Origin of the sequence: Paenibacillus sp. cl6col, from assembly GCF_900102125.1 — a bacterium.
GTDB classification, from domain to species: domain Bacteria; phylum Bacillota; class Bacilli; order Paenibacillales; family Paenibacillaceae; genus Paenibacillus_B; species Paenibacillus_B suaedae.
Genome location: NZ_FNAZ01000004.1, coordinates 235,384 through 261,301 on the forward strand (window position 1 = coordinate 235,384; position 25,918 = coordinate 261,301).

Below are 25,918 nucleotides of genomic sequence, written 5' to 3' on the forward strand. Positions count from 1 at the left end.
CATATGATTCGAGGGATGAAGAAGCTTGGAAAAAAACAATAGCCTCCAGTTACTTGGATAACGGATCAATCGAACTACCAGGAGGAGGAGTATATCCTTCCATTTTAGAACTGAAAATAGTAGATGCTAAAAAAATTGTAGATGCTAAAAGAAAAGGAGAAGGTAGGAGCGACGGAGACCAATACAAAGTACGTGTAAAAGTAGTTCATTACATGAACTTATCCACACCATTTGTGGCTGAATGGGACTTTGATGTAGCTCCGTATATGAGCAAGGGATACCTAATAGATTAAGCAAACATAATCAGTGATACCCAATTAAAGAATTATACCGTTTTCCCTGGTTTAACATTCCAGGATGTTTCTGAATAATGGAATTAATTTTGGAACGAGGAGGATTAGAGTAACCTGTCATAGTGGCAGGTTACTTTTGTTCTTTTCAAGGTACAGTTCAAGACAAAATTGATATTTTGAAAATCGACCTACATACAAGATATAGATCTTTACATATCTAAAGTCGATATAAATATCAATATATAGGTTGACTTAAAACAAAAATTTGTTCTATAATCTAATTGGGTAGATTATGTAATGTTCATTTATTGATATATTCAAGGAGGGAATTTGCGATGAATTGGGGATATTCTTCACCATTTGTTTCAGAATTGATCGGCATTCCCTACGCGACACTTGATTCATGGGGAAGAACTGGATTCTTCACCTTCCAAAGGAAGAGCTACACGCCGATTATATTCTGAATTCGATGTCTTGGTTTTGATGGTTATAAACTATTTGAAGAAATCTGGTTTACACAATGATTCAATAACTAAGCTAGTCAATGGGATGAGATACAACGAAAATACAATAATGCTAGGCAATGAAAATCAGTTGCTTTTGTTCGATGTTGAAGGTGGTATTAAACTTTATACCGACAAGTATGACATGGTTGAGGAACTTATTAACGGCAAGGCTCTTTGGGTGATTTCAGTTGGTCAAGTGAAAGTGGAAGTGTTCAAAGAATTGAGAAGTTGGGATGCTGCAATTAAAGTCGAAAATGACATGAAGGTTAGGGTGGGTTAAAAATGGACGAAAAAAAATGCTCCCCATCTTGTCGGGAGCCCACAATTAATTAGTGGTTTCTATTTGTGCGAGAACCACTACAGTGTAATGATAAAAATAACCGTACATACATTGTAGCACACAGGATCACTCCCGACAAGAAATAAACACTTTGGGAGCTGATTTTAAATGGATAATAGTAAAAAAGTATGGAATGAAAGATTACAGTGCTACGGAATTTTCCGGGCATGGAGGAAACACCCTAAGACCCAGCAAGTGTTGTGGGCACGTAATTATGGTAAAAAGGCATGGTTTATTCCTCTTGATGAATTAGAACGAGAAGCATAGGTAACTACAGTCGCTAGTGGTTCAGCGACTGTTTTTTAATAACTTGAAACCGAACAAATGATCTTATACAGTAGGGACAAATGTTCTTGTGTAGATGAGGAGCATGCATCTGGAACATTACATTGGTCGTGAAATCGAGATCATTTATGAGGATAAGCATGGTGAAATTACACAGCGCCATATAGTGATGGAGTGCTGCATGCAACCTGCATGAAGGCTAAGGCGTGGAGGCCGATTAGAATCGAACGTATCTTATCCTGGCGATCTGTAAAGGGGAGGACAGCATGAAGAACTGGAGATAGGAGTTACAGAGTAAACCGGTTCCTATAAAGCAAGGGAAGTCGCTATACCTTTGTAACTGTATGGCCGCAATGCGTGGCCGTTGGATAGACGGGGTATATATGTGTACACGGTGTAAGAAGCCTGTGTATAGTTGAAAAAGAAAAGCCCCGGATTAGTCCGAGGCTTCATAATGTTATTTTATTGCTTCTTCAATTTGTGTCTTTAACCTTTTAATTTCTGTATCATCGTCACGCCCCTGTAATGAAGCGGCATATGCAGTAAGTAACATTTCTAAGTCAGCACATGCAGGGCTCAATACGATCTTATCACTTTGATTGAGTTTAGATTCTTCTATCTCATTTCTTAAATTGCTTACATTCTCTTTAAACTCACGAGCAAATTTAGCCCACTCAACTGCATCTAACGATTTTGAATGGCTCCCATATGTATCCTTAATTGTTTTATACGATCCAATGATTTTATTTTTGTACTCTTTGATCATTGCACTGTGATCAACTTTTGAAGCCTCTTCAACTATAATTGATTTGGAGTAATTAACGGTTTTCCCCAAGTCGCCTTCTTTTACTAAATCACCTTTTAAATTTTCAGAGTTCTCTCCGATGATTTTTTTTACAGCGTCAGGTTGAACAGAAGCAATAGGCATTGTAACATCTACATTGTATGCACCAGATTCCAATGCTTGTCCGTTGTAGGAGAACTCTTCCGTCATAAATTCATTGCTAATGACAACGGCAGATGATTGAGCCCGAAATCCATTTTCATTGGATACTGTGATCATAAGACCTGTCCCATCTGGTAGATTGGTGGTTCCGGTTAATGATACTTTTCCAGCAGCTACATTCTCTTTGACACTCAATTCTACATTAATATCTTTAGTCATATCTTTTTTGTCGCCTTCATCTACAGAGTTTGATGTATTAGTGGATACAGTTGACACTGACGCGACATTTTTCTTACCGTCGTCTAAAGCGGCTCCTATTGCTGCAGGTACAATAATAAGTACAACCAATAAAATAAACCACCAACGTTTATATACTGGTTTCTTGGATTTACTAGTAGTCAAGAAATCCCCTCCCATTAATGATTGTCTGGGGATAGTGTACCATTATTAGGAATTCACAACTATGAAATTACTGTCAAAATAATGATTAGGCATTAGATATAAGAAAACCTCGGATTACTTCCGAGGCTTTTGTTTTATGCAACAGCAAAACCACAATAAAGAAGACAGGGATTATGTCTTATCAAAAGATAGTAGAAGTCCAAGAAGTCCAAGAAGTCCAAGAAGTCCAAGAAGTCCAATATGGTCAATAATTATAAGTGATTAGATATAATGTTTGATATTTATTAGTTAAGAATGGATAGAGCTTTCAGATATATCTGAATCTCTATCCATTTTTTCATTTACAATTACATTATGAGTTTGTAAAAAGTATTAGTTGTTATTAGTGATTGAGCTATAGTTCCCCGTTAGCGTAATGATTTATTAGTTGCTTTAGAATAGATATCGCTATGTAAGAAATACTTTACAATTTGTAAGAAATAAATTACAATTCTTTTAAGAGGTGGTGTTATTGTTACAAAACAAGTTAGTAGTCTACCGAGCAGAAAAGGGATGGACACAAGAACAACTTGCACAGAGGATTGGCGTTAGCCGTCAAACCATTGCGACTCTTGAAAAAAACAAATACAACCCATCCCTTATTCTTGCATTTAAAATCGCAAATGCCTTTGAGAAGCCATTAACCGATGTTTTTGATTATAAGGAGGAGGTGTGGGAATGTTATTGATAAAGATTCTATTTTTTATTTTGATAATTCTTAGTCAGATGTATAAATTGAAGTTTCAATCAAGTGATGAGGCAAAGGATGAAAGAGGCAAGGAAATTATATATAAAACAAATAATAGGCTATTTAATATTTTATATTTAGGAATCATTTTATTAATTGTGCTTCACTTGCTTGAATTTGTTTCAACGAAATATCTCCCTGATATATTATTATATTTCACACTTTCGTTGAGCGTTTTTGGGAGTGCCTTTCTATATATTAACAAGAACAAGAAAAATTATTAAATGAACCGCAATCGACCTCTTAATTGAGGTCTTTCTTTGGGTTAGCCCGTATTAATTTATTGGTTTTAGTGGACTTTGCACATTTTTCATTTTACAGAGTATTCTGGATCTCCCTTTTTTCATCTACCCAATCATCTACCAATCAATCTACCGATATAGAAACCCAACCAGAACCATAGAAGATCATATTTTTAAGAAATCAGCTTACTACAGGCAAAGAAGACCATCGGAGATCATCAAGGATTATCGGGAAACGCATTCGTAATGCGTGGGTTGGGGGTTCATTTCCCTTCTCCAGCACCATGTAATGTCGATAACGGCGCGGTTTCTGAGAAATCGGAGATCACGCTTTTTATAGGAACTTCACATGCTGAATAAAAGATTTCTGTTAAACAAGTGGTGTATTTGTCGCATTAGTGGCAATACGCCTTTTCCATATTCAGTTATTTGTTCATGTAGTAATACTCTATTTGTTATAGTAGATAGGTATTTTAGATGAATATGGAGGAATATAGTGGTATATGTCGAAACAAAGTTGAGGTAATTTATGCTAAAACATGAACAGGGGAGAACTGAATGATGAAAGAGAAACTAAAAGGACTACTAATGGGAGTAGTAATCGGAGGTCTGCTATCTGGTACAGCGGCATTTGCTGCCAGCACGGCAAAAATTGAAGTTTCGTTTGAAAACATCAAGTATATGTTTGATGGTGTTCAGAAAGCTAGCACAGATAATGCGATTGTCTATAAAGGGCAACTATATGCACCGGTGAAATTCATAGCTAACGCTTCTGGGAAAGATTTTACGTATGATGGGAAAAGTAAAACAGCTTGGTTTGGCAAGAAAGAGGGAGAGTTCAAATATTTATCCGATGTAAATTATGCAAGAACTGATGGCCCAAATGGTTCAAGCGTTAGTTTTAATCAAAACCCCTACAGCAATAAGATTGAAATTGCAGGAAATAAGTTTCAAAAAGGGATTGTTTTTAATCTTAGCTTTATGAACACCCAAAGTACCTCTATTGACTATAACTTAAATGGAAAATATAAAAAGCTATCAACTTTTATTGGTGTAGATGATGCAACGAAAAATTCTAATAGAGTGGTTACCTATCGCTTTATTGGCGATGGAACTGAATTGGCTTCAATTGAAAATGTAACAGGCGGAGATAACCCTAAACCTGTAAATATTGATGTTAGCGGGGTACTTAAGCTTCAAATTGTGGCCGAACCAGGAAATGTATTTGAGTCTACGTGGGCAGCACTCGCAGAACCTAAATTGTTTCAGTAACATGCATAAATGATACTTTATCAATCTTAACAGAATTAATAAAAGAGAGGGTCATCGAATAGCATTTCTCGTTGACTCTCTCTTTTTTGAATGACCTGATTTCTCAGTTCAGCGGATTGCAGAAGCTAGCGGTGTTTTACCTAAGCTCAAAGATACTATTTCTTAACAGGCGTAAACACACCATTATGATAGGTTCCAAGATCATAGTTGTGGATCGTAATGGTATGCGTAAGCTCATTCCAATCTGGTGCAACGGCATCCATGCTGTACATTTCCAGACACCACTCATATTGATCTCGCGCTGCTTGCATGAACGTGGTTACAACATTGTTCAATTCTTTATCAGATAGAGTGAACTTCCCAGACCCCGCATATTTAGTGTTAAATTCGGGCTGAGTGCGAACGTCTATGGTCGTGCCGCTCGTTCCTTTGCGATAGACGATATCGTCGAAGTAGATTTTATCCAATATCAAATGATCGGATACGACGTTTTCCTCCATGTCATGTTGAATATTTGCATACAAGAGATTGTTCTGCAGTTGATTGATCGTAAATCCCTGTTTGCTGTTGTCTCTTTTAAGTTCCTCATAGTCCGCTTGCAATTTAGAGAAGGATTGCTGCAGCTTCTCTGTGGCTTCGTTGACTTTATTGCTCTGTACCCATGCGTAGATAGATATGGCGATTGCACAGCAGGTTGCAAGTATAGAGATAACTACAATGCTGGAAGAAAGGAATCTTCCATTGGCTGTAGACTCCGATTGCTCAAGGATCCACTTATCATCCATTTCTGTTTTCTCCTATCATGTAACTTCCTTTGTGAGATGATTGACTTCGATTACAGGAAAAAACCCGTAGGACAGCTACGGGCGCATAAATCGATATCATGATCTATAATTAATTTGGAACTTCATTGGTGACTACTATGAGATGGGTGAACGTCCCGCCAACCTTGTTATCAACTTCCATCCGTCCCGTTACTAGCCCAGAAATCGTAACCTCGTCGCCAACTTCGATATCTCCGCTTGGAACAAGACTCAAAAAGTCAACAATGACTTCATCTTCGGTGACAATAATAATCTCCGAACGAAGAGGAACTTCGTCGCTAGGTGGATAATCGGTGACTAAGCTCACTACACCAGTGAATTTTACCAATTTCCCATAATAATCCCACGGAGTCTTATGTACCTTAGCGGGTACAGCTTTCCCGGATGCTGGAAGCTTCTTGCCAGTCAGCAGCAAGTCCGCTGCAAACTCTATATTGCCATTTGTCTCCGCATCTACATCGGTTACGTTCCAAGTTGTATTGGCCTCAGATTGTTCCGTTTCTGCGGCTTGAGCTGCTTCCTCAGCAGCTTTTTTTTCTGCGGCTTCTTTATCGGACTTTTCTTTTTTTAATTTGTCGGCTTCTGCTTTTAATTTTTCATTCTCTTCTTTTAGTTTCTGCTGCTCAGCAACCGATTCTTTCGGAGCACTTGCGTCTTTTCCACTGCAAGCAGTGAGCATCATGAAGCTGGAGGCGATTAGTAAAATGACAGCTAATTTCTTCAAGCGTGCATCTTCCTTTCGTTATTCCCTTGAAAAGGGAGAGTAGCGCCGAAGCAAGTCGCTAGACTTATTCGATTCTATGAGTCAATTGTACCATCTTCCATTTCTGGGGCGAACTTATTTAATGTTTATTTCACTATAAACTGGGAATATACATTCAATTTCTAACCTATTTTCTATTGATTCGACATTACTATGAAGGAGTGATGATAGGTGAGCAGTGTACCTTAGTACAAATGGCCTTGTCGGCGTTAGCAGCAGAAGAACTTCAAAGCTGTTTATTGTAATGTGTCTTGGACAAGCTACAAACCGCATGTATGAATGAATCAGCAGAAAATTTTATATTGATTATAATTTGTGAACCGAAATAGTAATGTCGTGAACAACTAGCCTAATACATAACAAGAGAAAACAAGCTATATCAGCCGGACAATTGCCAGAGTCAAGCTTCTATGAAAGTACGTATGTTTTACTATAGAAGATTTGCGACGGCACTTCTAACTTAGGGTGATTCTCCTATATACAATCCATATGCGGCAATGATCCAAGCGGCGTTCAACTCCTTTGAACGCTTTTTGGTGATAGATCAGCTCTCGCAGCATGCAGGGCAAGTCTTCTGGGAGCAACACATTATGCAGAAGCGAGATGATGAATCATGAAGATCGTCATTCAACAACGTCTGATTCCAGATGGCAGTCCAAACAAGCCGAGCAAGCCTATGACACCACAGTGGATTACGATCCACAACACGGACAATACAAGCGGAACAGCGGAATCGCACGCGCGCTACTTGTTAGATGGAAGCGGCGGGAGACAAGCATCATGGCACTATACGGTGGATGACAAAGATATCTATCAGCATCTGCGTGATAATGAGCAGGGATGGCACGCGGGCGATGGCAATGGGCCTGGCAATACGACAAGCATTGCTATTGAGGTATGCATGTATACGGGCATGAATCAAGATGTGGCTTGGAATAACGCAGCGTGGCTCGTGGCAACACTGATTTTGCGCTATAAACTAACGATCGATCAAGTTGTGCCGCATCAGAAATGGTCAGGCAAGCAGTGCCCTTCGCAAATTCTCCCGTACTGGAGCCAGTTCATTATTTTAATTAAGGGGCAAGTACAGCAACTTCAGAATGGAATCCGCATTCTAGTCAATGGACAAGAAGCAGCGCAGGGAATAATGAAGGAAAATGTCGTATACGGTCCGATTCGTGATATGGGTTCAGCATTGGGTCTTTCTGTTGGATGGGACAATACGAAGAAGGTCGCGTATCTCAATAATATCTCTCAGCCAAATAGCATCATTCTGAATGGCAGTGCCTATGTACCTGTTCGAGCAATTGCCGAATCCATAGGGGCCAGCGTCACATGGAATGGAACAGAGAGAATTGTCAGCATCCAGCGCTAGGATAAGAAGGAATGGGAGCGTAGAAGATTTGCGTTCGTATCTCGTGTACCATAGGTTAATTTATTGGAGTAAAGTGGTAAAGGGGCGGATGTCGCCCCTTTTTTCTTTCTATATAGTCTCTTAAAAAAAGTTATCAGAAAAATGAAAAATATAATTGCGAATTATAAATATTTTCCATCATTTTACTACCTGTAGGCTGATTCAAATGATACAATGTTTAGGAAAATATATCCTTCACAAAAAAATCGAAAATGAGAGAGGGGAATTATGTGGCAAAAAAGAAATGGATGTCATTTATGCTGCTCTTGGTACTAATGGGATCGCTGTTATCAGCGTGCGGTGGTTCAAGCACAACGACGAATCCGCCTAAGGATGAGCCCAAAAATACCGAACCAGCGAAAACGGAAGAGCCAGCGAAGGAGAATACGGCTCAGACCCCGAAAGATGGAGGTACAATCACGTTAGGTACCTTCTCGGATATCGTTTCGGTGAACCCATTGTACGTAAGTGATACTTCATCCGGGGATGCTGAAATCTTGATCTTCTCCAGCCTGTACGATCTTGACCGTCAAGCGAACGTAGTCGTAGAGCCTTGGTCTCTCGCGGCTGAGCCTCCTCAAATCAGTGAAGACTTGAAGACCTACACGGTCAAATTGAAGCCAGAAGCCAAATGGAGCGACGGCCAACCAGTAACAGCGGATGATTTGATCTTTACCATTAATACGGTACGCAACCCAGAAGTAGGTTCCCCAGGTATTAGCCAATTCGAACATGTTGAATCGGTAACGAAGATCGATGGACACACTGTTCAGATCAAGTTAAAGCAAGTATTTGCCCCATTCCTCTACTCTCTTAGACTTAAACCAGTGCCATATCACATCTTGAAGGATGTTCCGATTACAGAATTGAAGAAGCATCCATACGGTTCCAAACCAGAGCAGACTGTAACGAACGGCCCTTGGAAATGGACTGAATGGAAGCAAAAACAATACTTAAGCTTCGACGCAGACCCGAACTACTGGGGAGCGAAAAAACCTCACATCCAGAAAGTCATCTACAAAATCTACGCAGATCAAAATACAGAAGTGCAAGCTCTCATCAAGGGAGATGTCGACTCTGTATCAGCGATTCCAGTCACCCAACTAGCAGCTGTTCAAGCTCGCGACAACCTCAACGTCATCTTGGCACCAGGACCACTCTACGAATACATGGGCTTCAACTTTAACAAAATGAACTTCGATAATAAAGAAAGCTTCTTTGCTGGACAGAAGACAAGACAAGCGATCGCTCACGCGCTTAACCGCCAAGGCATGGTCGACAATATCCTTAAGGGAACAGGTAAGTTGATGAACTCGCCATTCCTGCCAGGTTCATGGGCAGATCCAGCCGAAACTGCAGTAGTTTATAACTATGATGTGGAATTGGCGAAGAAGCTGCTGGCTGAAGATGGATGGAAGGCTAGCACTGAAGGTGGCATTTTAGAGAAGAACGGCGTGAAGTTCTCCTTCGAACTTCAATACAATACAGGTAATAGCCGCCGCGAACAGGTTGCTGCTGTTATCCAACAGAACTTGAAAGATATCGGCATTGAAGTGAAGCCGAGAGGCGTTGACTTCGCTGCTTGGCAAGAGCAGAACATTGTACCGGGTAAATTCCAAGCTATCTTGGCGGCATGGTCATTAAATGATCCAGATCCGAACGCAGAAAGCATTCTCTCCTCAAAGTTCTTCCCGCCGAACCAAAATTCGGGTTGGTATAAAAACGAAAAACTCGATCAATTGTGGGTAAAAGGTTACTCTGTCGCTGATCAAAACGAGCGTAAGAAAGTGTACGCAGAGATCGGTAAAGAAATCACAACGGATCTTCCTTATGTATTCATGTATCAATATGGTACACCACAGGGCTTGAACCCTCGTGTGAAATATGCGGAAGAAGACAGACCTGAACCAGGACTCGCATATGGATACATGTTCCGCATGATCAACTGGTGGGTAGAATAAAATACCAAGCACAGGTTGAATATGCATGATGAGGGGAGGGGGTTGCTTGCCCCTTCCTCTTTTATATGGATGTGCTAATACATGAATTCACACGATACGATTTAGGAGGATTTCCTATGACGGAGTATCTGATCCGCCGTGTACTACAGTCACTCTTAGTGCTGTTTTTGATCTCCATCGTTACCTTTGGACTCATTCATGCAGCACCAGGAGGTCCGACGCAAATCTTTCTGTCGCCGGGACTGTCTCAGGAAGCGGGTAAAATACAAGCGAAAAATCTCGGCTTGGACAAGCCGATTCATATCCAATATATTCGCTGGGTGGGAGACCTGTTGAAGGGTGATTTGGGGAAAACCTTCAAGAATAATCTCCCAGTAGGTGATATACTCTGGCCGACGGTGAAGAATACGGTTGTTCTGATGAGCGTTGCATGGCTGCTCTCCTTAATCATTGCGATCCCCTGGGGGATATACAATAGTACGAAGGAGTATGGGTTATCCGATCAGACAGCTTCATTTATTTCGTATGTTGGGTTTGCAATGCCGCATTTCTGGTTCGGTATTCTTTTGCAGAGTTATTTTTCTATTAAATTGGACTGGCTTCCCTTATCCGACATGTATTCGATGGGGAAAGAGGGAGATATTCAGGATTTATTCATGCATCTGATTCTGCCTGTAACGGTTCTTACATTAGGTTTCTTGGCTTCTTATGTGAAATATTCCCGATCCAGTATGCTTGAGGTGCTAGGACAGGACTACATTCGAACAGCGAGAGCGAAGGGAATGAAAGAGAGAAGAGTCATTGCCCGTCATGCTCTGAGGAATGCACTTATCCCGATCATCACAATTCTTGGCTTGGATCTGCCAATTCTCATTGCGGGAGCAGCCATTACGGAGAGTGTGTTTAACTGGCCGGGAATGGGGCGGCTGTTCGTCGATATGGCAGTGTCACGCGAGTATTCCGTTCTCATGGCGATTACTCTTATTACAGCGGTTATCGTCGTTATTGGCAACTTGATAGCGGACATTCTGTATGCCATTGTTGATCCGCGTGTTCAATTGGGCAAAGGGGGCATGTCGGCATGAGTACAGCGAGTTTGCAGGATGCTCAGCTCGAACCGGATAAGACCCGTGGGACAGGCCCTCATAAGTCGGAGAAGCCGACAAGTATGACCTTAATGGCATGGAAGAAATTTTTGAGCAATCCATTTGCAGTGGTTGGAGCCATCGTCCTATTGTTCTTTGTCGCCATTGCTGTATTTGCCAAATATATTGCCCCGTATGACCCAGCAGCGATCGATATGTTGAAGTCAAGTTTGCCATCGGGCACTCCTGGTCATCCACTTGGAACGGATGAATTGGGAAGGGACATCTTGTCACGTCTTATCTATAGCAGTCAAGTGTCGTTATCAGTCGGCTTTTCTGTTGCCTTTATCTCGGTTGTCATCGGCACGATCATCGGCTCGATTTCCGGATATTTCGGCGGCTGGATCGATACGATTTTCATGAGATTTGTTGACGTTATGAACTCTACTCCAACCTTGTTCCTGAACATCTTGGTACTCGCCATCTTCGGCGCGAAGTTCAGCTATATGATATTGATTCTGAGCTTTACAAGCTGGATGGGCTCAGCAAGACTTGTAAGAGGAACATTCCTGCAACTGCGGGAGATGCAGTATGTGGAAGCGGCAAGGGCGATCGGTGTGTCCAGTTGGGGGATTATCGGCAGGCATTTGCTTCGCAATGCCACGGCTCCTATTATCGTAAACGCTACCTTAATGGTAGGCGGGGGAATCCTTGCTGAGTCAGGATTATCTTATCTCGGTTTAGGGGTACAGCTTCCTGATACGAGCTGGGGATTGATGCTTAGCAACGCACAGCAATTCATGCTTGTCGATCCGACGCAAGCGCTTTATCCAGGAGCATGTATTTTTATTGTCGTACTGGCGGTCAATTTTATTGGTGACGGAATCCGTGATGCATTTGACCCACGCAAGAAAGAGAAAATTCCACGTAGGAGGGTGCAGCAATGGCGGGAAAACTTCTTGAAGTCCAAAATCTGACCACAGGCTTTGTGACGGAGCAGGGCATTGCGAAGGCAACAGATCGGATATCTCTTAGCGTGGAGAAGGGTAAAACACTCTGTATTGTAGGTGAATCCGGCAGTGGTAAGAGTGTCGCCTCTCTTTCGATTATGCGATTGATCGACTATGCAGGAGGAACTATTTTCGAAGGCAGCATTCGTTTTAATGGCGAGGATCTGTCAACCAAATCGCAAAAGGAAATGATCAACGTTCGTGGGGAAAAGATTTCGATGATCTTCCAAGATCCGATGTCGGCGCTTAACCCGGTATTTACGATTGGCGATCAAATTGCAGAAAGTTTGCAGCTTCACCAGAAGCTAAGCAAGAAGGAATGTTGGGCTCGGGCGATTGACATGCTGCGCATGGTCGGGATTCCGGATCCGGAAATGCGAGCGAAGCAATACCCGCACGAGATGTCCGGAGGTATGCGGCAGCGGGTTGTTATCGCGATGGCACTCGTGTGCAAGCCAGAGCTGCTTATTGCGGATGAGCCGACCACTGCGCTGGATGTTACCGTTCAGGCGCAAATTCTTGATCTGCTGCAGCGTCTTCAGCAAGAACTTGGCATGGCGATTGTGCTGATTACCCATGATATGGGCGTGGCTGCGGAAATGGCTGATCGCATTGCGGTTATGTATGCCGGTAAGATTGTGGAGGAAGGCAGCGTTGAAGAAATATTTGATCATCCTTCCCATCCATATACAGTAGGTCTCTTGAATTCGATTCCGGGTTTGGAAGGAGCAAGAGGCGAGGAGTTATACACGATTCCGGGAACAATCCCGAGTATCAACAACCTGCCTTCGGGCTGCCGCTTCAATCCACGCTGTGCGAAGGTGGAGGAGAAATGTGGGCATCACGAGCCTACGCTAGGGGAAATCCGGAGTAATCACCAGGTGGCATGTTGGCTGTACGACAGCGATAATGACGGACAATCCGAGGTGAAGCGCGCATGATGGATCAATCATTGATTGAAGTTCGCAACCTGAAGAAGTATTTCCCAATCAAGACGGGACTCTTCAACCGGGTGGTTGGTCATGTTAAGGCTGTAGACGATGTTACCTTCAGTATTACTAGAGGGGAAACGTTCGGCCTCGTCGGTGAATCGGGCTGCGGCAAATCAACACTAGGTAGAGCTATTCTTCAATTACAGAAGCCAACAAGCGGTGCTGTATTCTTTGACGGGAAGCAGATACAAGGGATGAATACGAAGCAGCTGCGGTTGATGCGGCAGGATATGCAGATTATATTCCAAGATCCGTTCGGTTCCTTGAATCCCCGTATACACATTCGAGATATTATTGGAGAGCCGCTTCGTGTGCACCATAAGGCATCTTCCAGTGAAATCGATAAGCGTGTAGTGGAGCTGATGGAACTGGTCGGATTGGATCCAGTCCGACGCAACCGTTATCCGCATGAATTCTCAGGTGGTCAGCGCCAACGGATAGGCATAGCTCGGTCGATTGCGCTTAATCCGAGCTTTATCGTAGCAGATGAAGCCGTATCGGCGCTGGATGTGTCCGTTCAATCCCAGGTGCTGAACCTGCTCATGAAGCTGCAGAAGGAACTGGGACTGACCTTCCTCTTTATCGCGCACGGTCTGAATGTAGTACGCCATATTTCCGATCGAATCGGGGTCATGTACCTTGGCAAGTTAGTCGAAGTGGCTCGCACAGAAGATTTGTTTGCGAATCCTAAGCATCCGTATACCGCGGCACTGTTGTCAGCGATTCCTAGACCGAATCCGCACTATAAGAAGGAGCGAATTGTCCTGCAGGGAGATGTGCCATCTCCGGCGAATCCGCCTTCCGGGTGCCGGTTCCATCCACGATGTGCATTCGCTCAAGAGAAGTGCCGGCTCGTAGCGCCGGAGCTGGAGACGGTTGGCGCAGACCGGCAAGTGGCTTGCCACTTCCCATTGGAGGCAGCTCCAGCATCAATCTTGGCATAATAGAATATACCCATTAAGGCCAGCCCAGTGTACCGGGTGTCATTACGGCATTGTGGGGGACTTTTATAATGCTTCTTTCTTGCTGCGATATGAGAACACGCTTCTCTGCAGCAGGAAAGAGGCTTTATTCTTTTTTCGATGCCCGATTTAATCCTGTCAATGTTATGGACGTATGGTCACTCTTGTATGGATGGGGACAAGAGCTGCCAATTGGAGAACATCCTCATTGTACATGCGGATACAGCCGTGAGATACGTAGTGCCCAATGGAGGAAGGATCATTCGTTCCGTGAATGCCGTAATGGGGCTTCGACAAGCCCATCCAGAAGACGCCAAATGGGCCTCCCGGGTTCGGCTCTTTGTTAATGATCGTATATTCCCCTGTAGGGGTTTGGGTTAACATCTTGCCGACGCCCACAGGATATTCCCTTACAACGACATCTCCGTCCAGTAGGTATAACCTGCGATCAGACAGATCGACAATTATTCGATATTGTGGCATACGCCCAACTCCTCTTGATCAGCATATGCGATAGCAGGAATGGGGGTTCATCGAATGAATAAGCGTGCAGTGGAAGTGCCTGTCGGCGGTTCACGGTACGCTTATTCTGATTCATGTCGTCTTATTCTATCGAACTCATTGCTCTATTGAATCCATTGCATTATTGAACGATTCTGGCTTATTTGCCCTGTGTGAGAGAGTTGCATTAGACTAGATATGATGACTGCTATAAGAAAATCATGACGTAGAAGTGCAACTAAGCGGGGGCAACGGTGTTTAACAGAGCAACTATTAATGCGGATCGTATTTCATATCAATCATATTTAACAATGTTCATTATCAATAGAGATCACAATCAATAGAGATCCTAATCTATAGGGTTCATATTTAATAGAGATCATAGTTACTGAAGGAAATTGAGATAGAAAGCGGTGATAAGGCAATGTAGCAATCGTCACTCATTTACATAGTCGAAGAAAAGGAAATCATACAGGATTGGAATTTTGCCACCAAAGGGGAACAAAAGCATGGAACGGGCTAACATATTGCTGGTCGATGATGAGGAAGAAATGACGGTGTTCGTACGTGATTCATTGGAGGATGACGGGTATTCGGTACGCACGGCACACAATGCGGATCAGGCGCAGCGGCTTATTACGGAACAGTCGCCCGACCTAATTGTACTCGACGTTATGATGCCTGGCACGGATGGAGTGGAATGGTGTAAGCAGGTTCGAGAAGCGGTTGCTTGCCCGATTCTATTTGTCAGTGCGAGGGTGAGTGAAGCAGATCGTATATACGGTCTAGCGGCAGGGGGCGATGATTATATTAGCAAGCCATTTAGCATGCGTGAGCTGAAGGCGCGCATTGAAGCGCATCTTCGAAGAGAACGACGCTATGTGCGGCAGCAGGATAATCATGAGCAAGTACTCATATTTGGAGCATTTACAGTGGATGTGAAGGGGATGGAGCTTCGTTATGAAGGCAAGCGATTGCCGTTAACAAGCCGGGAGTTCGCGATCGTAGAACTGCTTGCTCTCCATCCGGGACAGGTGTTTGCACGCGAGCATATTTACGAACAGGTATGGGGTATGGACGCCCTTGGAGATGATACGACAGTTACGGAGCATGTGAAGAATATTCGGGCGAAGATGGCAGCAGTTCACACGCCATCGCGCTGGATTGAAACCGTATGGGGCATCGGCTACAAATGGAAGGTGCAGGAATGAGCATGCACTCCTTTAAACGTCAGTTTATTACATACTTTGTATGGGTAATCGGTACGAGTCTGGCACTGACAATTGTTGTATGGGGAGCCTTCATATGGATGCAATCGTATGACGACGGCGTGCTCAGACCTGCCAATTACTATGAGAAGCAGATTCCGCCCATACGCAAGTTAGTAGAATCAGAAGGGGAACGCTTGCTGGATAAGGAAAATCAATCGCTCATCGAACGATTAGTAGATGAGAAGGGGATACGTTACGCAGTTGTTGATCGAACAGGTCAATATAGATATGGATCGCTGCCTGATCCGAACATACGTGGTGGGCGCGAACTGATTTCCCTACTCAATGCAAGCGGGATGACGGGAATGGGGCGTGCTCGCAACGTATTGCCTATCGTCAATCAGTCAGGCGAACTGCAGGGAGCTGTAGTCATCAACTACACACTTTCTGTTGGCGTTACTGTGCGATCGAAGCTAGGCCCTTACTTCGGACTGTTAGTCATCGCGGTCTTATTTTCACCTTTTCTATTTGTCATTCTATTTGCATGGCTGTTCGGTCGAAGGTTCGGCCGCAAGCTGAGCCGCCCCATCGAGGAATTAATAGAGGGCACGAGACGGGTTCAGCAGCGGGATCTGGATTTTAGCTTCTCCTATGAGGGTACTTCAGAAATAGCTCAACTCATGAAGGCATTCGACGAGATGAGGCGGGAGCTATATTTGTCTCTGCAACGCGAGTGGAAGATGGAGCAGCGGCGGCGCGAGATGGTAGCTGCGCTCGCACATGATCTGCGTACCCCGCTCGCAATCGTGCAAGGTCATGTAGAGGGTTTGCTGGATGGTGGAATGAATCGTCCGGATCGTCTGCAGCGATATTTGACGACGATTGATAAGAATACAAAGCGGGCCATTCGGCTCGTGCAGGAAATGAATCAGGTGTCGGAAATGGAGTCACCGCAGTTCCGTTTGAACCGAAAGCCAGTAGAGATGAATCGATTTATGGAAGAGATCGCACAGGATATGCAGCAGTTGTGCGCGGAACAGCAGATTGAATTCCATTGCATCCCACCTGCAGATCAACAAGCAGAGGGAGCGCTGCTTCTCGATGGGGATCGTCTGAGACAGCTTATGGACAATCTGCTCGCTAATAGCTTACGCTTCACACCTTCGGGCGGCACAATTACGTGGAAGGCGGAATGGAAAGCGCATGAGCTGGAGATGTCGATTACAGATACGGGAACTGGATTCCCAGCACATATGCTGGATTCCGTATTTGATAAGTTCGTTCAAGGCGACGCATCACGTTCGCAATATCAAGGGCATGCCGGACTTGGGTTGTATATGGCGAAGCTCATTATGCGTAAGCATGGGGGAGGCATTCAAGCAGCGAATACGCCTGAAGGAGGGGCACGTATCACACTCAGTTTCCCATTACGTAGATAGCAAAAGAGTTGACAGCTGAAGAGCAGTAGCAACAGAATGCAACAAGTATAGCGAATAATCTATGTCATTTTGTGCAAATCTACTTTATATATTATACTAGTCCATGATTTTAGAAATAGAGAGGAGCAACCTCATGTCATCTATTCGTATAGGTATTGTAGGTTACGGTAACTTAGGCAAGGGCGTAGAGAAATCGATCCGCCAAAATTCAGATATGGAGCTCGTTGGCATTTTCACACGTCGCAGCCCAGAATCCATACAAGCAGAGGTTCCTGTCTTTTCACTCAATGATGCGGAATCTTACAAAGATAAAGTAGATGTAATGATTTTGTGCGGAGGCTCTGCAACGGATCTTCCAGAGCAAGGTCCTGAGCTTGCACGTATGTTCAACACGGTGGATAGCTTTGATACACATGCGCGTATACCTGAATATTTCGCATCTGTCGATGAAGCTGCTCAAGGAAACGGACATGTTGCAGTTATCTCGACAGGTTGGGATCCAGGCTTGTTCTCCTTGAACCGCTTGTTGTTCGAATCTGTTCTTCCAGAGGGCAATGAATACACATTCTGGGGACGTGGCGTGAGCCAAGGTCACTCCGATGCAATTCGCCGTGTAGAGGGCGTTAAGAACGGTGTACAATACACAATTCCTTCCGAGGAAGCTGTTGCGAAGGTACGTCAAGGGGAGAACCCTGAATTGTCCACTCGCGAGAAGCATTTGCGTGAATGCTTCGTTGTAGTAGAAGAAGGGGCAGACAAGGCTCGCATCGAGCAAGAAATCAAGTCCATGCCGAACTACTTCGCAGACTACGACACAATCGTGAACTTCATCAGCGAAGAAGAGCTGAAGACGAATCACTCTGCAATGCCTCACGGCGGTCTTGTATTCCGCAGCGGCGTGACTGGTGAAGGCACATCGCAAATTATGGAGTTCGGTCTGAACTTGGGCAGCAACCCTGAGTTCACAGCGAGCGTTCTCGTTGCTTATGCTCGTGCTGTATATCGTCTGGCACAACGCGGCGAGTCCGGTGCGCGCACAGTATTCGATATTCCATATGGCCTGTTGTCTCCGAAGTCTCCGGAGCAGCTCCGCAAGGAATTGCTGTAATATACAGGAGTCTATATACGAACAGCAGCCTCGGCATTCAATGTGCGGGCTGCTGTTTTTTGTATGCTGTCATAACTATGCAATCCGTTCGTTCTGCTTAATTCAAGACGTAATCTTGGTATGTCTCCATTTCAGCCTCAGTCGTGTTGCCCATTAATGTGTATTGAATTTTCTGCTCAAATCGCGAATGCGTAGCTTGAAATACCTCATAGCTGCAGATGAGATGTTTCAATTTCGGCAGTGTTGTCAATATATCATAGCGGCCATCTTCCGCCTTTTCTAATTTCAACGACACGAGCTTCTTCATATTTGCTAAGAAATCAATGTTTCTGACCGTTCCCTCTATCTCCAACTGCTTCATATTTTTGAGGCGAGAGAGCACTTTATACGCAGATTCAGGGATATCGGAGAGGGACAATTCCTGCAATTTTTTGCACTGGGAGAGTGGTTCCAGCGAATCCAGCTGCAAGCCTTCCAGCCCTACCTTCTTAAGAGCCGGGAATTGCGGAAGGGATTGAATATCCGTTACGCCAGCTTTATACAGGCTGAGCTCCTGTAATGCGGGAAGTGCTGCCAGCGGCGAGATATCCGTAATTGTAGGCATTTGCGCCAGACTGAGCTTTTTCAAATCGACCAGAGTCAAAATGGGACTGATGTCTTGGATCGATTGGCGAAGCAGGCACAATTCTCTGACGTTCTTGAATGTAGAGAGGGGAGACAGGTCAGTAATTTCCTCGTCGCATACAAAAAAGAAACGTACAGCCTCGATTGGTGTGAAGGAGCTTGGTTCTTTGCCAAGGACACGTATGAGCTCCTGTTTCCATCGTTCATCCAAGCGACTCCACCAGTTAGTGAATTCTGCTTCATCCGCACCGTCGGTGGGAAGTAGAAGCTCCTTCAATTCATCGAATAAATGGCCTGTTTTCCATAGAACGTACTGATTCTCCTGATCGTATACGCAGCGTCCTGCCTGAAACTGATCAAGGATAAAGGAATAAAAGGATTCCAGTGAATCGGCTATGACGACCATTTCTTGTTCATCGCGGCCGCAGCTAATGATCTGCCCTTTCGTGCCTTTTGGGCCAGGTGCAAGATCAAGCGCGATAAAATTGCCTGAACCATCGGCAGCAAACGGGATCCAGCCGGGGTTCCAAGTGACTTCCTGGATATAGTCCTTCTGGTACGAGATCGTGTCGAACTCATAGTTGGAGGCAATCTCTAGTTGAAGGCGGATTTCATATTCAATATTTTGCAGACTCAACCAGTAGAACCCTAGTATCAATAGATGCTCGCCAGGTAGTTCTCCATTATGCATGACATATAATTGCTTGAAATTATCGGGCAGCATGCATCCTGTGAGTGCTTCAATATGCTTGAAGTCATCAGCTTGCACTCCCGTGGCTATGGCTTGATGTGGTATCCACTCGGTAAAGGCGTGTACGAATTGTTCCGTTTCGATCGTCTGTCCCTCCGTTTCAGATCATATTGAAAATAAGAAGGATGATTCCACTGCATGACATTACATATCTGTCGTTCTCCAATGCTGAGCGATAAATTCATCGCGCCCTGACTTGGAGCGATCCTCCTTATAATGTTCCGGTTCCTTGCGATAGTAGTCTTGATGATAGTCTTCCGCAGGATAGAAGGGGGCAGCATCGCGTATTGGCGTCACGATAGGCTTGTCGAAGCGTTCACTCTCAGCAAGTGCCAGCTTGGATGCCTCAGCTAGTTGGCGCTGTTCCTCATTGTGCACAAAGATAGCCGCCGTATACGATTCACCGCGATCTTGGAATTGGCCGCCGTCATCGGTTGGATCGATTTGCGCCCAGAACAGTTCAAGCATCGTGCTATACGAGATGATGTCTGGATTGTATGTAATTTGTACGGCCTCCAGATGACCGGTCGTCTGCTTTTTTACTTGCTCGTATGTAGGATTCGGGGTATGCCCACCCGTATAGCCAGATACGACGCGATAGACGCCATCCCATTGGTCAAATGGCTTCACCATACACCAGAAGCATCCCCCCGCGAATGTTGCGGTAGCGGTTCTATTGTTCTGCACTTCAGACGTGCTGGATGTGGATTGATCGGCAGACGTTGTCATCATAGTTGCCCTCCCTGTTCCTAATCATAGATAATGTGGTTGTACTTCTCGCAGCCTTGTCTAACAGTGTACCGCGAGACGATTCACCTGCCAAGGAGGAATGAGCCTATGAATTCCCTATTTGAATCTTCGCCACTCTATTTGCGGCAAATAACGTTATTGCGTGAACAAGTACCTTCCTTCCATCAGTATCCCTTTGATCTTACCGCGATCCGTTCTCTCGACCAGCTTGCATTTCGCAAACCTGTTACCTTTATTGTCGGGGAGAACGGTACAGGGAAGTCTACCTTGCTGGAGGGGCTTGCTGTTGCTTGGGGCTTCAATCCAGAAGGCGGCTCAATGAATTTTTCATTTTCGACATCTGCAACACACTCTGAACTATATCGCTATCTGAGGCTGTCTCGGGGGGTTCAGCGCCCGAGGGACGGTTTCTTCTTGCGTGCGGAGAGTTATTATAATGTGGCGACAAATATTGAAGAACTGGATGCAATCGCATCTCCAGGCCCGAAAATTAAGGAATCGTTCGGGGGGAAATCACTCCATGAGCAGTCGCACGGGGAGTCATTTCTGAATACGTTCCTGCACCGCTTCGGCGGGCGCGGAATGTATATGATGGACGAGCCTGAAGCGGCTCTGTCGCCGCTCCGCCAGATGACGCTCCTTGCACGGATGCACGAGCTTGTGAACAAGCAGTCGCAGTTCATTATCGCAACTCATTCTCCGATCTTGATGTCCTATCCGAATGCGGAGATCTGGCAGCTCAATGAAGATGGGGTTCATCTGGTGGAGCTGGAAGAGACAGATCATTATATCATTACGAAGAGCTTCATGAATGATCGGGGGGCTATGATTCGAACGCTGTTCGAAGCGGATGAGGATTGATTTGTAGAGAGGCATCCATGTGTCGTGTGTGGGATCATCGGGGGGATATAGGGAAGTGAGTGGATAAGAACCGATTCCTGAAGCCGTGAATGAGTAAATGTCCATTGCCGTATGCTATGTATAGTGAAGCCTGCTATAGGTATGGAAAAGGAGATGCAAGAATGGCGCACAGTTCGCGTTATCATGTCTATATTGCGATAAGTCTGGACGGCTATGTGGCACGTGACAATGGTGATGTTGATTGGCTGTTCACCGATCAAGACTACGGTTACGAGGATTTCTACCGTTCGATCGATACGCTTATTATGGGCAGACACACCTATGATCAAGTGTTGACTTTCGGCGCCTATCCTTATGAAGGCAAGGAGACCTATGTGCTAACGACAAGCCGCCAAGGTCGCGATGATTACGTGACATATGTTCCCGATACGGCTTCTTTGTCAGCGAAGCTCGGAGATAAGGAGCGTCAAGTATGGATTGTAGGCGGTGCGCAGATCATCGGCAGAATGCTGGAGGAAAGATGGGTAGACGAACTTCGCCTCTTCATCCATCCTATACTGCTTGGAGGGGGCATCCCTTTATTTCCACAGCATCATACGATGCGTACCTATCATCTGCTTGGCACGCACAGCTATTCTTCGGGGCTCGTAGAGCTGCATTATTCCCGTTCATAACAGGGAATGAATCTTTCATTTCTTGGGATTCAGCCTTACAACAAGAGCGCAGACGCTGTTCATACGAACAGTGTTCTGCGCTCTTGTTGAATCCATCTAAGTACAATCTCGTTTACATATTGCCGATTTTGGTTTAAGAAATAACGTTACGAACGTTCTACAATCGTGTTGTACGTTGTACGGTCAGTATGCTTCACCAGTTGAACAAGCAGTTCTTTGGCTGCGTCGATATCGTCTGTATGAACGATCGAAGCAGGTGTATGGATGTAGCGGCCGCATACGCCGATGACCGTCGAAGGAACACCCTTGTTGCTCAAATGCACTTGGCCAGCATCTGTCCCGCCTGGAGATACAAAGTATTGATACGGAATGCGAAATGTATCCGCAATATCTTGGATGAACTCCACGAGACCGCGATGTGTAATCATCGTAGGATCGAGGATGCGAAGCAATGCACCTTTGCCGAGATGGCCGAAGGAATTCACGTCACCCGTCATATCATTCGCTGCGCTGCAATCCAGTGCATAGAAGATATCGGGCTGAATCAAGTTGGCAGATGTACGGGCTCCGCGAAGACCAACCTCTTCTTGAACAGTTGCACCGCAGAATAATGTATTTGGAAGCTTGAATTGCTCACGATGAAGTTCCTTCATCAATTCAATGGCAAGTCCAACACCATAACGATTGTCCCATGCTTTAGCCATAATTTTCTTCGGATTAAGCAATGGAGTGAATTTGCAGACCGGAACGATTTGTTGTCCAGGGCGAACGCCCGCCTGTTCAGCCTCTTCACGGCTGTCTGCACCGATGTCGATGTACATATGCTTCACGTCTACAGGCTTGTTCGCTGTAGCTTCGTCAAGCAGATGCTTCGGAATGGAGCCTACAACACCTGGAAGTGGGCCGTTTGGCGTAATAACTTCAACCTGCTGGGCGAGTACAACTTGTCCCCACCAGCCGCCAAGCGGTTGGAACTTCAACATCCCGTTTGGTGTAATTTGCGTGATCATGAAGCCAACTTCATCGAGATGGCCGGCTACCATAACGCGAGGGCCTTGCTCGTCGCCGCGCATAACGCCGAAGACACTGCCGAGTGCATCATGCACGAATTCATCTGTATATTTGGATAATTCAGTTTTTACCAAGGCACGCAGTTCCCGTTCGAAGCCGGGAGCGGAAGGGAATTCCGTCAGCGTGCGGAATAATTCTAACGTTTCCTGTTGCATGGGATTGCTCCTTTCATCACTAAAGCCTGTTCATCATTTTAGTATGAACCGATTTGATGCAGGATGCAAGCGTGTATCACGAGGAACATGTCTTGCTGCTGAGGTATGAAATGGAAAGAAAGAGATGAACATTTTCAACACTGTTTCATGATGCCACACTAAGTAAGCGCATGAAGCTAGAGATAAGGAGGAATTGAATTGGATCATCATTCGTTAACATCACTGGTTATCGTACTGATTGTTGCCTTCCTGACGCCAATTGCTCTGCACCGATTCAGGCTGACGATTATTCCGGTCGTCGCTGATTGTTACAGGCTCGGTTGAGTACGTGGAAGAGCTGAAGAGGTAAATTGAGCTTACCGTATAAGGGAAGCATAATGGTGTATCGTGTCAGAGTGTGCAATGGAAACGTATAAAGGCATACCAAATCGGGGTTACGTAACGGAAAAGAATAAAGGGACGCCAAGGCGAAGCAGCGCAACGGATTAGTATATTAGAATACACTGCAAGAATATTTAATCGGAAACGCATACGGATAAAGAAAAACAGCAGCTCCAGAGCATCTGATGCTCCGGAGCTGCTGTTTTTTTGTTCGATGCTGCGTCATGATAACGCCATCCCGCAGAGAAAGCCGAGACGGCGGCGCAAATTACATCTATTTGATAACACAATAATGGATATTAGGATTGCGCTTGAATAAATGCATCAATACGTGACATTACGTCTTCCGATACGCGCTGCAAGCGTGCTGCAGCATCTTCGCCAGTCGAGCCCTTCACGGCGAAGTACATCTTAATCTTCGGTTCGGTTCCGGATGGACGGAGGCAGAACCAGCTGCCATCTTCGAGGTGGAACTTCAGTACATTTTCCTTCGGCAGATCATATAGGCCTTGTGCGAAGTCTTCAGTCAAGGTGATGGCCACACCGCCTGCTGTAGAAGGAGCATCTTCACGCCAATTATTCATAATACCTTGGATGATCGCTACGCCTTCCACACCTTTCAACGTACGTGTTTGCAGGCCTTCGAGATAATGACCGTGCTGCGCATACAAATCTTGCAGCACTTCGTACAATGTCTTGCCTTGTGCTTTGTAATAAGCTCCAGCTTCACTGATGAGCATAGCTGCGATAACAGCGTCCTTATCGCGTGCATAGTTGCCTGCCAAATAGCCATAGCTTTCTTCGTAGCCGAAGATGAAGGTATGCTCACCTGTGCGATCGAATTCTGTCATCTTCTCGCCGATATATTTGAAGCCAGTGAGCGTGTTGAATACCGTCATGCCGAAGGATTGAGCGATTGCTGAACCGAGCTCACTCGTTACGATTGTTTTGATCACAGCTCCATTCGCTGGCAATGTCCCCTTGGTCTTCATCGCGTCCAGCAAATAATGTACCATGATCGCTCCGGACTGATTGCCGGTCAGTACGACATATTCACCGTCCGCATTCTTCACAACAGCACCCATGCGGTCTGCATCCGGGTCTGTACCCATGATGATGTCCGCATCCCAAGATTTAGCCTGCTCAATGGCAATGCTGAATGCCTCACGCTCTTCTGGATTCGGTGACTTCACGGTAGGGAAGCTGCCGTCTGGAAGCTCTTGTTCCGCTACGACGCGAACCTGCTGGAAGCCGATGCGATCCAATACAGCACGTACAGGCTTGTTGCCTGTACCATGAAGCGGTGTGAAGAGTACACGGAATGAATCGTTGGATGCGCGAATGATATCTTCATTTTGGCTGACGGAAGCAACGGCATTTATGTATGCTTCATCCATTTCCTGTCCAAGCCACACGAGGAGTCCTTGTGCTTCTGCTTCCTCACGGGTTAGCTTCTGAATGCTCGCGAATGATTCGATGCCGCGAATTTCAGCAATGACCCGCGATGCTGTATGTGGTGTAATTTGTCCACCATCGTTGCCGTATACTTTGTACCCGTTGTACTCTGGCGGGTTGTGGCTTGCCGTTACCACGATGCCTGCGCTTGCCTTCAGGTTCCGCACAGAGAAAGACAGCTCAGGAGTAGGGCGTAGACTTTCGAATACGTATGCCTTTACCCCATTGCCTGCTAGAACCAAGGCTGCTTCAAGCGCGAACTCTGGAGAGAAGTGGCGAGAGTCGTAAGCAATCGCGACGGAAGGAGCGGCTTCTTCTGACTTCAAGTATTGGGCAAGACCTTGAGTGGCTTTGCCTACTGTATATACATTCATGCGGTTGCTGCCCGCGCCAATAACGCCGCGCAAGCCACCTGTACCAAATTCCAAGTCTTTATAGAAACGGTCTGTAATTTCTCGTTCGTTGTCAGCAATCTGCTGCAATTCTGCCTTCGTCGCCTCATCAATGTGTGCATCGTTCAGCCACGCATCGTAGGCTTGTTGTGCATGCAGTGCAGTGTCCATTCGTGAAATCCTCCTTCAAAAGAATCATTTACCTGACGGTTACTTTCCCTATTGTACTGGATAATGAAGGTTCATGCATGTGTAAAAATCATAGATTCCTTTTTATTCCTAATCATGTAGAGTCTGTTGAACAATGAAACAAATATATGATTTACAAACCAAAATGATGCTTGAAGCAGCTCGTCTGAGGTCGGAAAGCGTGTATCGAAGATGAATATCCCGTTATCTGTGAACAGACTGCAGGAGGCGCTTCTGTGACCAGATTCAATGCAGTTCGTTCTTGGTAATTG

General features: G+C 45.1%; 25 protein-coding genes and 1 pseudogene. 18 read left to right on the forward strand and 8 right to left on the reverse strand.

Annotated features, from left to right (window positions below; genetic code table 11):
• Nucleotides 1–628 precede the first annotated feature (628 nt).
• From BLS15_RS29820 to BLS15_RS28990, 3 genes are all read left to right on the forward strand, one after another.
• On the forward strand, nucleotides 629–757 hold the full coding sequence (locus BLS15_RS29820; protein ID WP_268632694.1) for a hypothetical protein: 129 nt from the start codon (nucleotides 629–631) through the stop codon (nucleotides 755–757).
• Nucleotides 758–791: 34 nt separating this feature from the next.
• Nucleotides 792–1,079: a hypothetical protein gene (locus BLS15_RS12925; protein ID WP_254777338.1), complete on the forward strand. Its 288-nt coding sequence runs from the start codon at nucleotides 792–794 to the stop codon at nucleotides 1,077–1,079.
• A 168-nt stretch (nucleotides 1,080–1,247) separates the two neighbouring features.
• Complete coding sequence (locus BLS15_RS28990) at nucleotides 1,248–1,406, forward strand: hypothetical protein (RefSeq protein ID WP_155987355.1); 159 nt, start codon at nucleotides 1,248–1,250, stop codon at nucleotides 1,404–1,406.
• A 475-nt stretch (nucleotides 1,407–1,881) separates the two neighbouring features.
• On the opposite strand, the gene BLS15_RS12935 is transcribed toward BLS15_RS28990, so the two are convergent.
• Nucleotides 1,882–2,772, reverse strand: coding sequence for a hypothetical protein (locus BLS15_RS12935; RefSeq protein WP_021256276.1), 891 nt, complete (start codon nucleotides 2,770–2,772; stop codon nucleotides 1,882–1,884).
• A 511-nt stretch (nucleotides 2,773–3,283) separates the two neighbouring features.
• Between BLS15_RS12935 and BLS15_RS12940 the strand changes: the two genes are divergently transcribed.
• From BLS15_RS12940 to BLS15_RS12950, 3 genes are all read left to right on the forward strand, one after another.
• Complete coding sequence (locus BLS15_RS12940; protein WP_021256275.1) at nucleotides 3,284–3,499, forward strand: helix-turn-helix transcriptional regulator; 216 nt, start codon at nucleotides 3,284–3,286, stop codon at nucleotides 3,497–3,499.
• Nucleotides 3,490–3,783 (forward strand): hypothetical protein, encoded by a 294-nt coding sequence (locus tag BLS15_RS29460; RefSeq protein ID WP_021256274.1) that lies wholly within the window; start codon nucleotides 3,490–3,492, stop codon nucleotides 3,781–3,783. The genes BLS15_RS12940 and BLS15_RS29460 overlap by 10 nt, the downstream gene beginning before the upstream one ends.
• A 576-nt stretch (nucleotides 3,784–4,359) precedes the next feature.
• The gene (locus BLS15_RS12950; RefSeq protein WP_028533532.1) at nucleotides 4,360–5,073 is read left to right on the forward strand and encodes an NPCBM/NEW2 domain-containing protein; all 714 of its coding nucleotides are present in this window, start codon (nucleotides 4,360–4,362) and stop codon (nucleotides 5,071–5,073) included.
• Nucleotides 5,074–5,228: 155 nt separating this feature from the next.
• On the opposite strand, the gene BLS15_RS12955 is transcribed toward BLS15_RS12950, so the two are convergent.
• Entirely contained in the window at nucleotides 5,229–5,858 is a 630-nt protein-coding gene (locus tag BLS15_RS12955) for a hypothetical protein (protein ID WP_028533533.1), read from the reverse strand.
• Between the two features lie 109 nt (nucleotides 5,859–5,967).
• Complete coding sequence (locus tag BLS15_RS12960; protein WP_028533534.1) at nucleotides 5,968–6,621, reverse strand: hypothetical protein; 654 nt, start codon at nucleotides 6,619–6,621, stop codon at nucleotides 5,968–5,970.
• Between the two features lie 652 nt (nucleotides 6,622–7,273).
• On the opposite strand from BLS15_RS12960, the gene BLS15_RS12965 reads away from it, so the two are divergent.
• The 6 genes from BLS15_RS12965 (at nucleotide 7,274) to BLS15_RS12990 (ending at nucleotide 14,066) form a co-directional block, all read left to right on the forward strand.
• Nucleotides 7,274–8,035, forward strand: coding sequence for an N-acetylmuramoyl-L-alanine amidase (locus BLS15_RS12965; protein WP_021256270.1), 762 nt, complete (start codon nucleotides 7,274–7,276; stop codon nucleotides 8,033–8,035).
• Between the two features lie 296 nt (nucleotides 8,036–8,331).
• Nucleotides 8,332–10,035, forward strand: a complete 1,704-nt coding sequence (locus tag BLS15_RS12970; protein WP_175460771.1) for a peptide-binding protein — start codon at nucleotides 8,332–8,334, stop codon at nucleotides 10,033–10,035.
• 116 nt (nucleotides 10,036–10,151) lie between these two features.
• A complete protein-coding gene (locus BLS15_RS12975; protein WP_028533535.1) occupies nucleotides 10,152–11,120 on the forward strand; it encodes an ABC transporter permease in 969 nt (322 codons plus the stop codon).
• Nucleotides 11,117–12,097, forward strand: coding sequence for an ABC transporter permease (locus BLS15_RS12980; protein WP_021256267.1), 981 nt, complete (start codon nucleotides 11,117–11,119; stop codon nucleotides 12,095–12,097). Before BLS15_RS12975 ends, BLS15_RS12980 begins: the two co-directional genes overlap by 4 nt.
• Entirely contained in the window at nucleotides 12,064–13,071 is a 1,008-nt protein-coding gene (locus BLS15_RS12985) for an ABC transporter ATP-binding protein (protein ID WP_028533536.1), read from the forward strand. Before BLS15_RS12980 ends, BLS15_RS12985 begins: the two co-directional genes overlap by 34 nt.
• The gene (locus BLS15_RS12990) at nucleotides 13,068–14,066 is read left to right on the forward strand and encodes an ABC transporter ATP-binding protein (RefSeq protein WP_028533537.1); all 999 of its coding nucleotides are present in this window, start codon (nucleotides 13,068–13,070) and stop codon (nucleotides 14,064–14,066) included. Before BLS15_RS12985 ends, BLS15_RS12990 begins: the two co-directional genes overlap by 4 nt.
• Nucleotides 14,067–14,228: 162 nt before the next feature.
• Here BLS15_RS12990 and BLS15_RS12995 read toward each other — a convergent pair whose 3' ends face one another.
• Nucleotides 14,229–14,567 carry a L,D-transpeptidase gene (locus BLS15_RS12995; RefSeq protein WP_021256264.1) on the reverse strand — a complete coding sequence of 113 codons (339 nt, stop codon included), beginning with the start codon at nucleotides 14,565–14,567 and terminating at the stop codon, nucleotides 14,229–14,231.
• A gap of 527 nt (nucleotides 14,568–15,094) precedes the next feature.
• Between BLS15_RS12995 and BLS15_RS13000 the strand changes: the two genes are divergently transcribed.
• The 3 genes from BLS15_RS13000 (at nucleotide 15,095) to BLS15_RS13010 (ending at nucleotide 18,343) form a co-directional block, all read left to right on the forward strand.
• Nucleotides 15,095–15,796, forward strand: coding sequence for a response regulator transcription factor (locus tag BLS15_RS13000; protein ID WP_028533538.1), 702 nt, complete (start codon nucleotides 15,095–15,097; stop codon nucleotides 15,794–15,796).
• Entirely contained in the window at nucleotides 15,760–17,235 is a 1,476-nt protein-coding gene (locus tag BLS15_RS13005; RefSeq protein ID WP_231515197.1) for a sensor histidine kinase, read from the forward strand. The genes BLS15_RS13000 and BLS15_RS13005 overlap by 37 nt, the downstream gene beginning before the upstream one ends.
• Nucleotides 17,236–17,368: 133 nt before the next feature.
• The gene (locus BLS15_RS13010) at nucleotides 17,369–18,343 is read left to right on the forward strand and encodes a diaminopimelate dehydrogenase (RefSeq protein WP_028533540.1); all 975 of its coding nucleotides are present in this window, start codon (nucleotides 17,369–17,371) and stop codon (nucleotides 18,341–18,343) included.
• Between the two features lie 97 nt (nucleotides 18,344–18,440).
• Here BLS15_RS13010 and BLS15_RS13015 read toward each other — a convergent pair whose 3' ends face one another.
• Nucleotides 18,441–19,736 (reverse strand): SMI1/KNR4 family protein, encoded by a 1,296-nt coding sequence (locus BLS15_RS13015; protein ID WP_028533541.1) that lies wholly within the window; start codon nucleotides 19,734–19,736, stop codon nucleotides 18,441–18,443.
• A 126-nt stretch (nucleotides 19,737–19,862) separates the two neighbouring features.
• Entirely contained in the window at nucleotides 19,863–20,450 is a 588-nt protein-coding gene (gene msrA / locus BLS15_RS13020; protein ID WP_081819975.1) for a peptide-methionine (S)-S-oxide reductase MsrA, read from the reverse strand.
• 105 nt (nucleotides 20,451–20,555) lie between these two features.
• Here msrA and BLS15_RS13025 point away from each other — a divergent pair, with 105 nt between their 5' ends.
• Both BLS15_RS13025 and BLS15_RS13030 read left to right on the forward strand, forming a co-directional pair.
• Entirely contained in the window at nucleotides 20,556–21,329 is a 774-nt protein-coding gene (locus BLS15_RS13025; RefSeq protein ID WP_028533543.1) for an AAA family ATPase, read from the forward strand.
• A 161-nt stretch (nucleotides 21,330–21,490) separates the two neighbouring features.
• Nucleotides 21,491–22,003 carry a dihydrofolate reductase family protein gene (locus BLS15_RS13030; protein ID WP_028533544.1) on the forward strand — a complete coding sequence of 171 codons (513 nt, stop codon included), beginning with the start codon at nucleotides 21,491–21,493 and terminating at the stop codon, nucleotides 22,001–22,003.
• A gap of 146 nt (nucleotides 22,004–22,149) precedes the next feature.
• On the opposite strand, the gene BLS15_RS13035 is transcribed toward BLS15_RS13030, so the two are convergent.
• A complete protein-coding gene (locus BLS15_RS13035; protein WP_028533545.1) occupies nucleotides 22,150–23,229 on the reverse strand; it encodes a M42 family metallopeptidase in 1,080 nt (359 codons plus the stop codon).
• Between the two features lie 198 nt (nucleotides 23,230–23,427).
• Between BLS15_RS13035 and BLS15_RS13040 the strand changes: the two are divergent.
• Nucleotides 23,428–23,529: pseudogene (locus BLS15_RS13040) on the forward strand (sodium/hydrogen exchanger); the annotation flags it as partial.
• Nucleotides 23,530–23,909: 380 nt separating this feature from the next.
• Here BLS15_RS13040 and BLS15_RS13045 read toward each other — a convergent pair.
• A complete protein-coding gene (locus BLS15_RS13045) occupies nucleotides 23,910–25,628 on the reverse strand; it encodes a phospho-sugar mutase (protein WP_028533546.1) in 1,719 nt (572 codons plus the stop codon).
• Nucleotides 25,629–25,918: the final 290 nt, after the last annotated feature.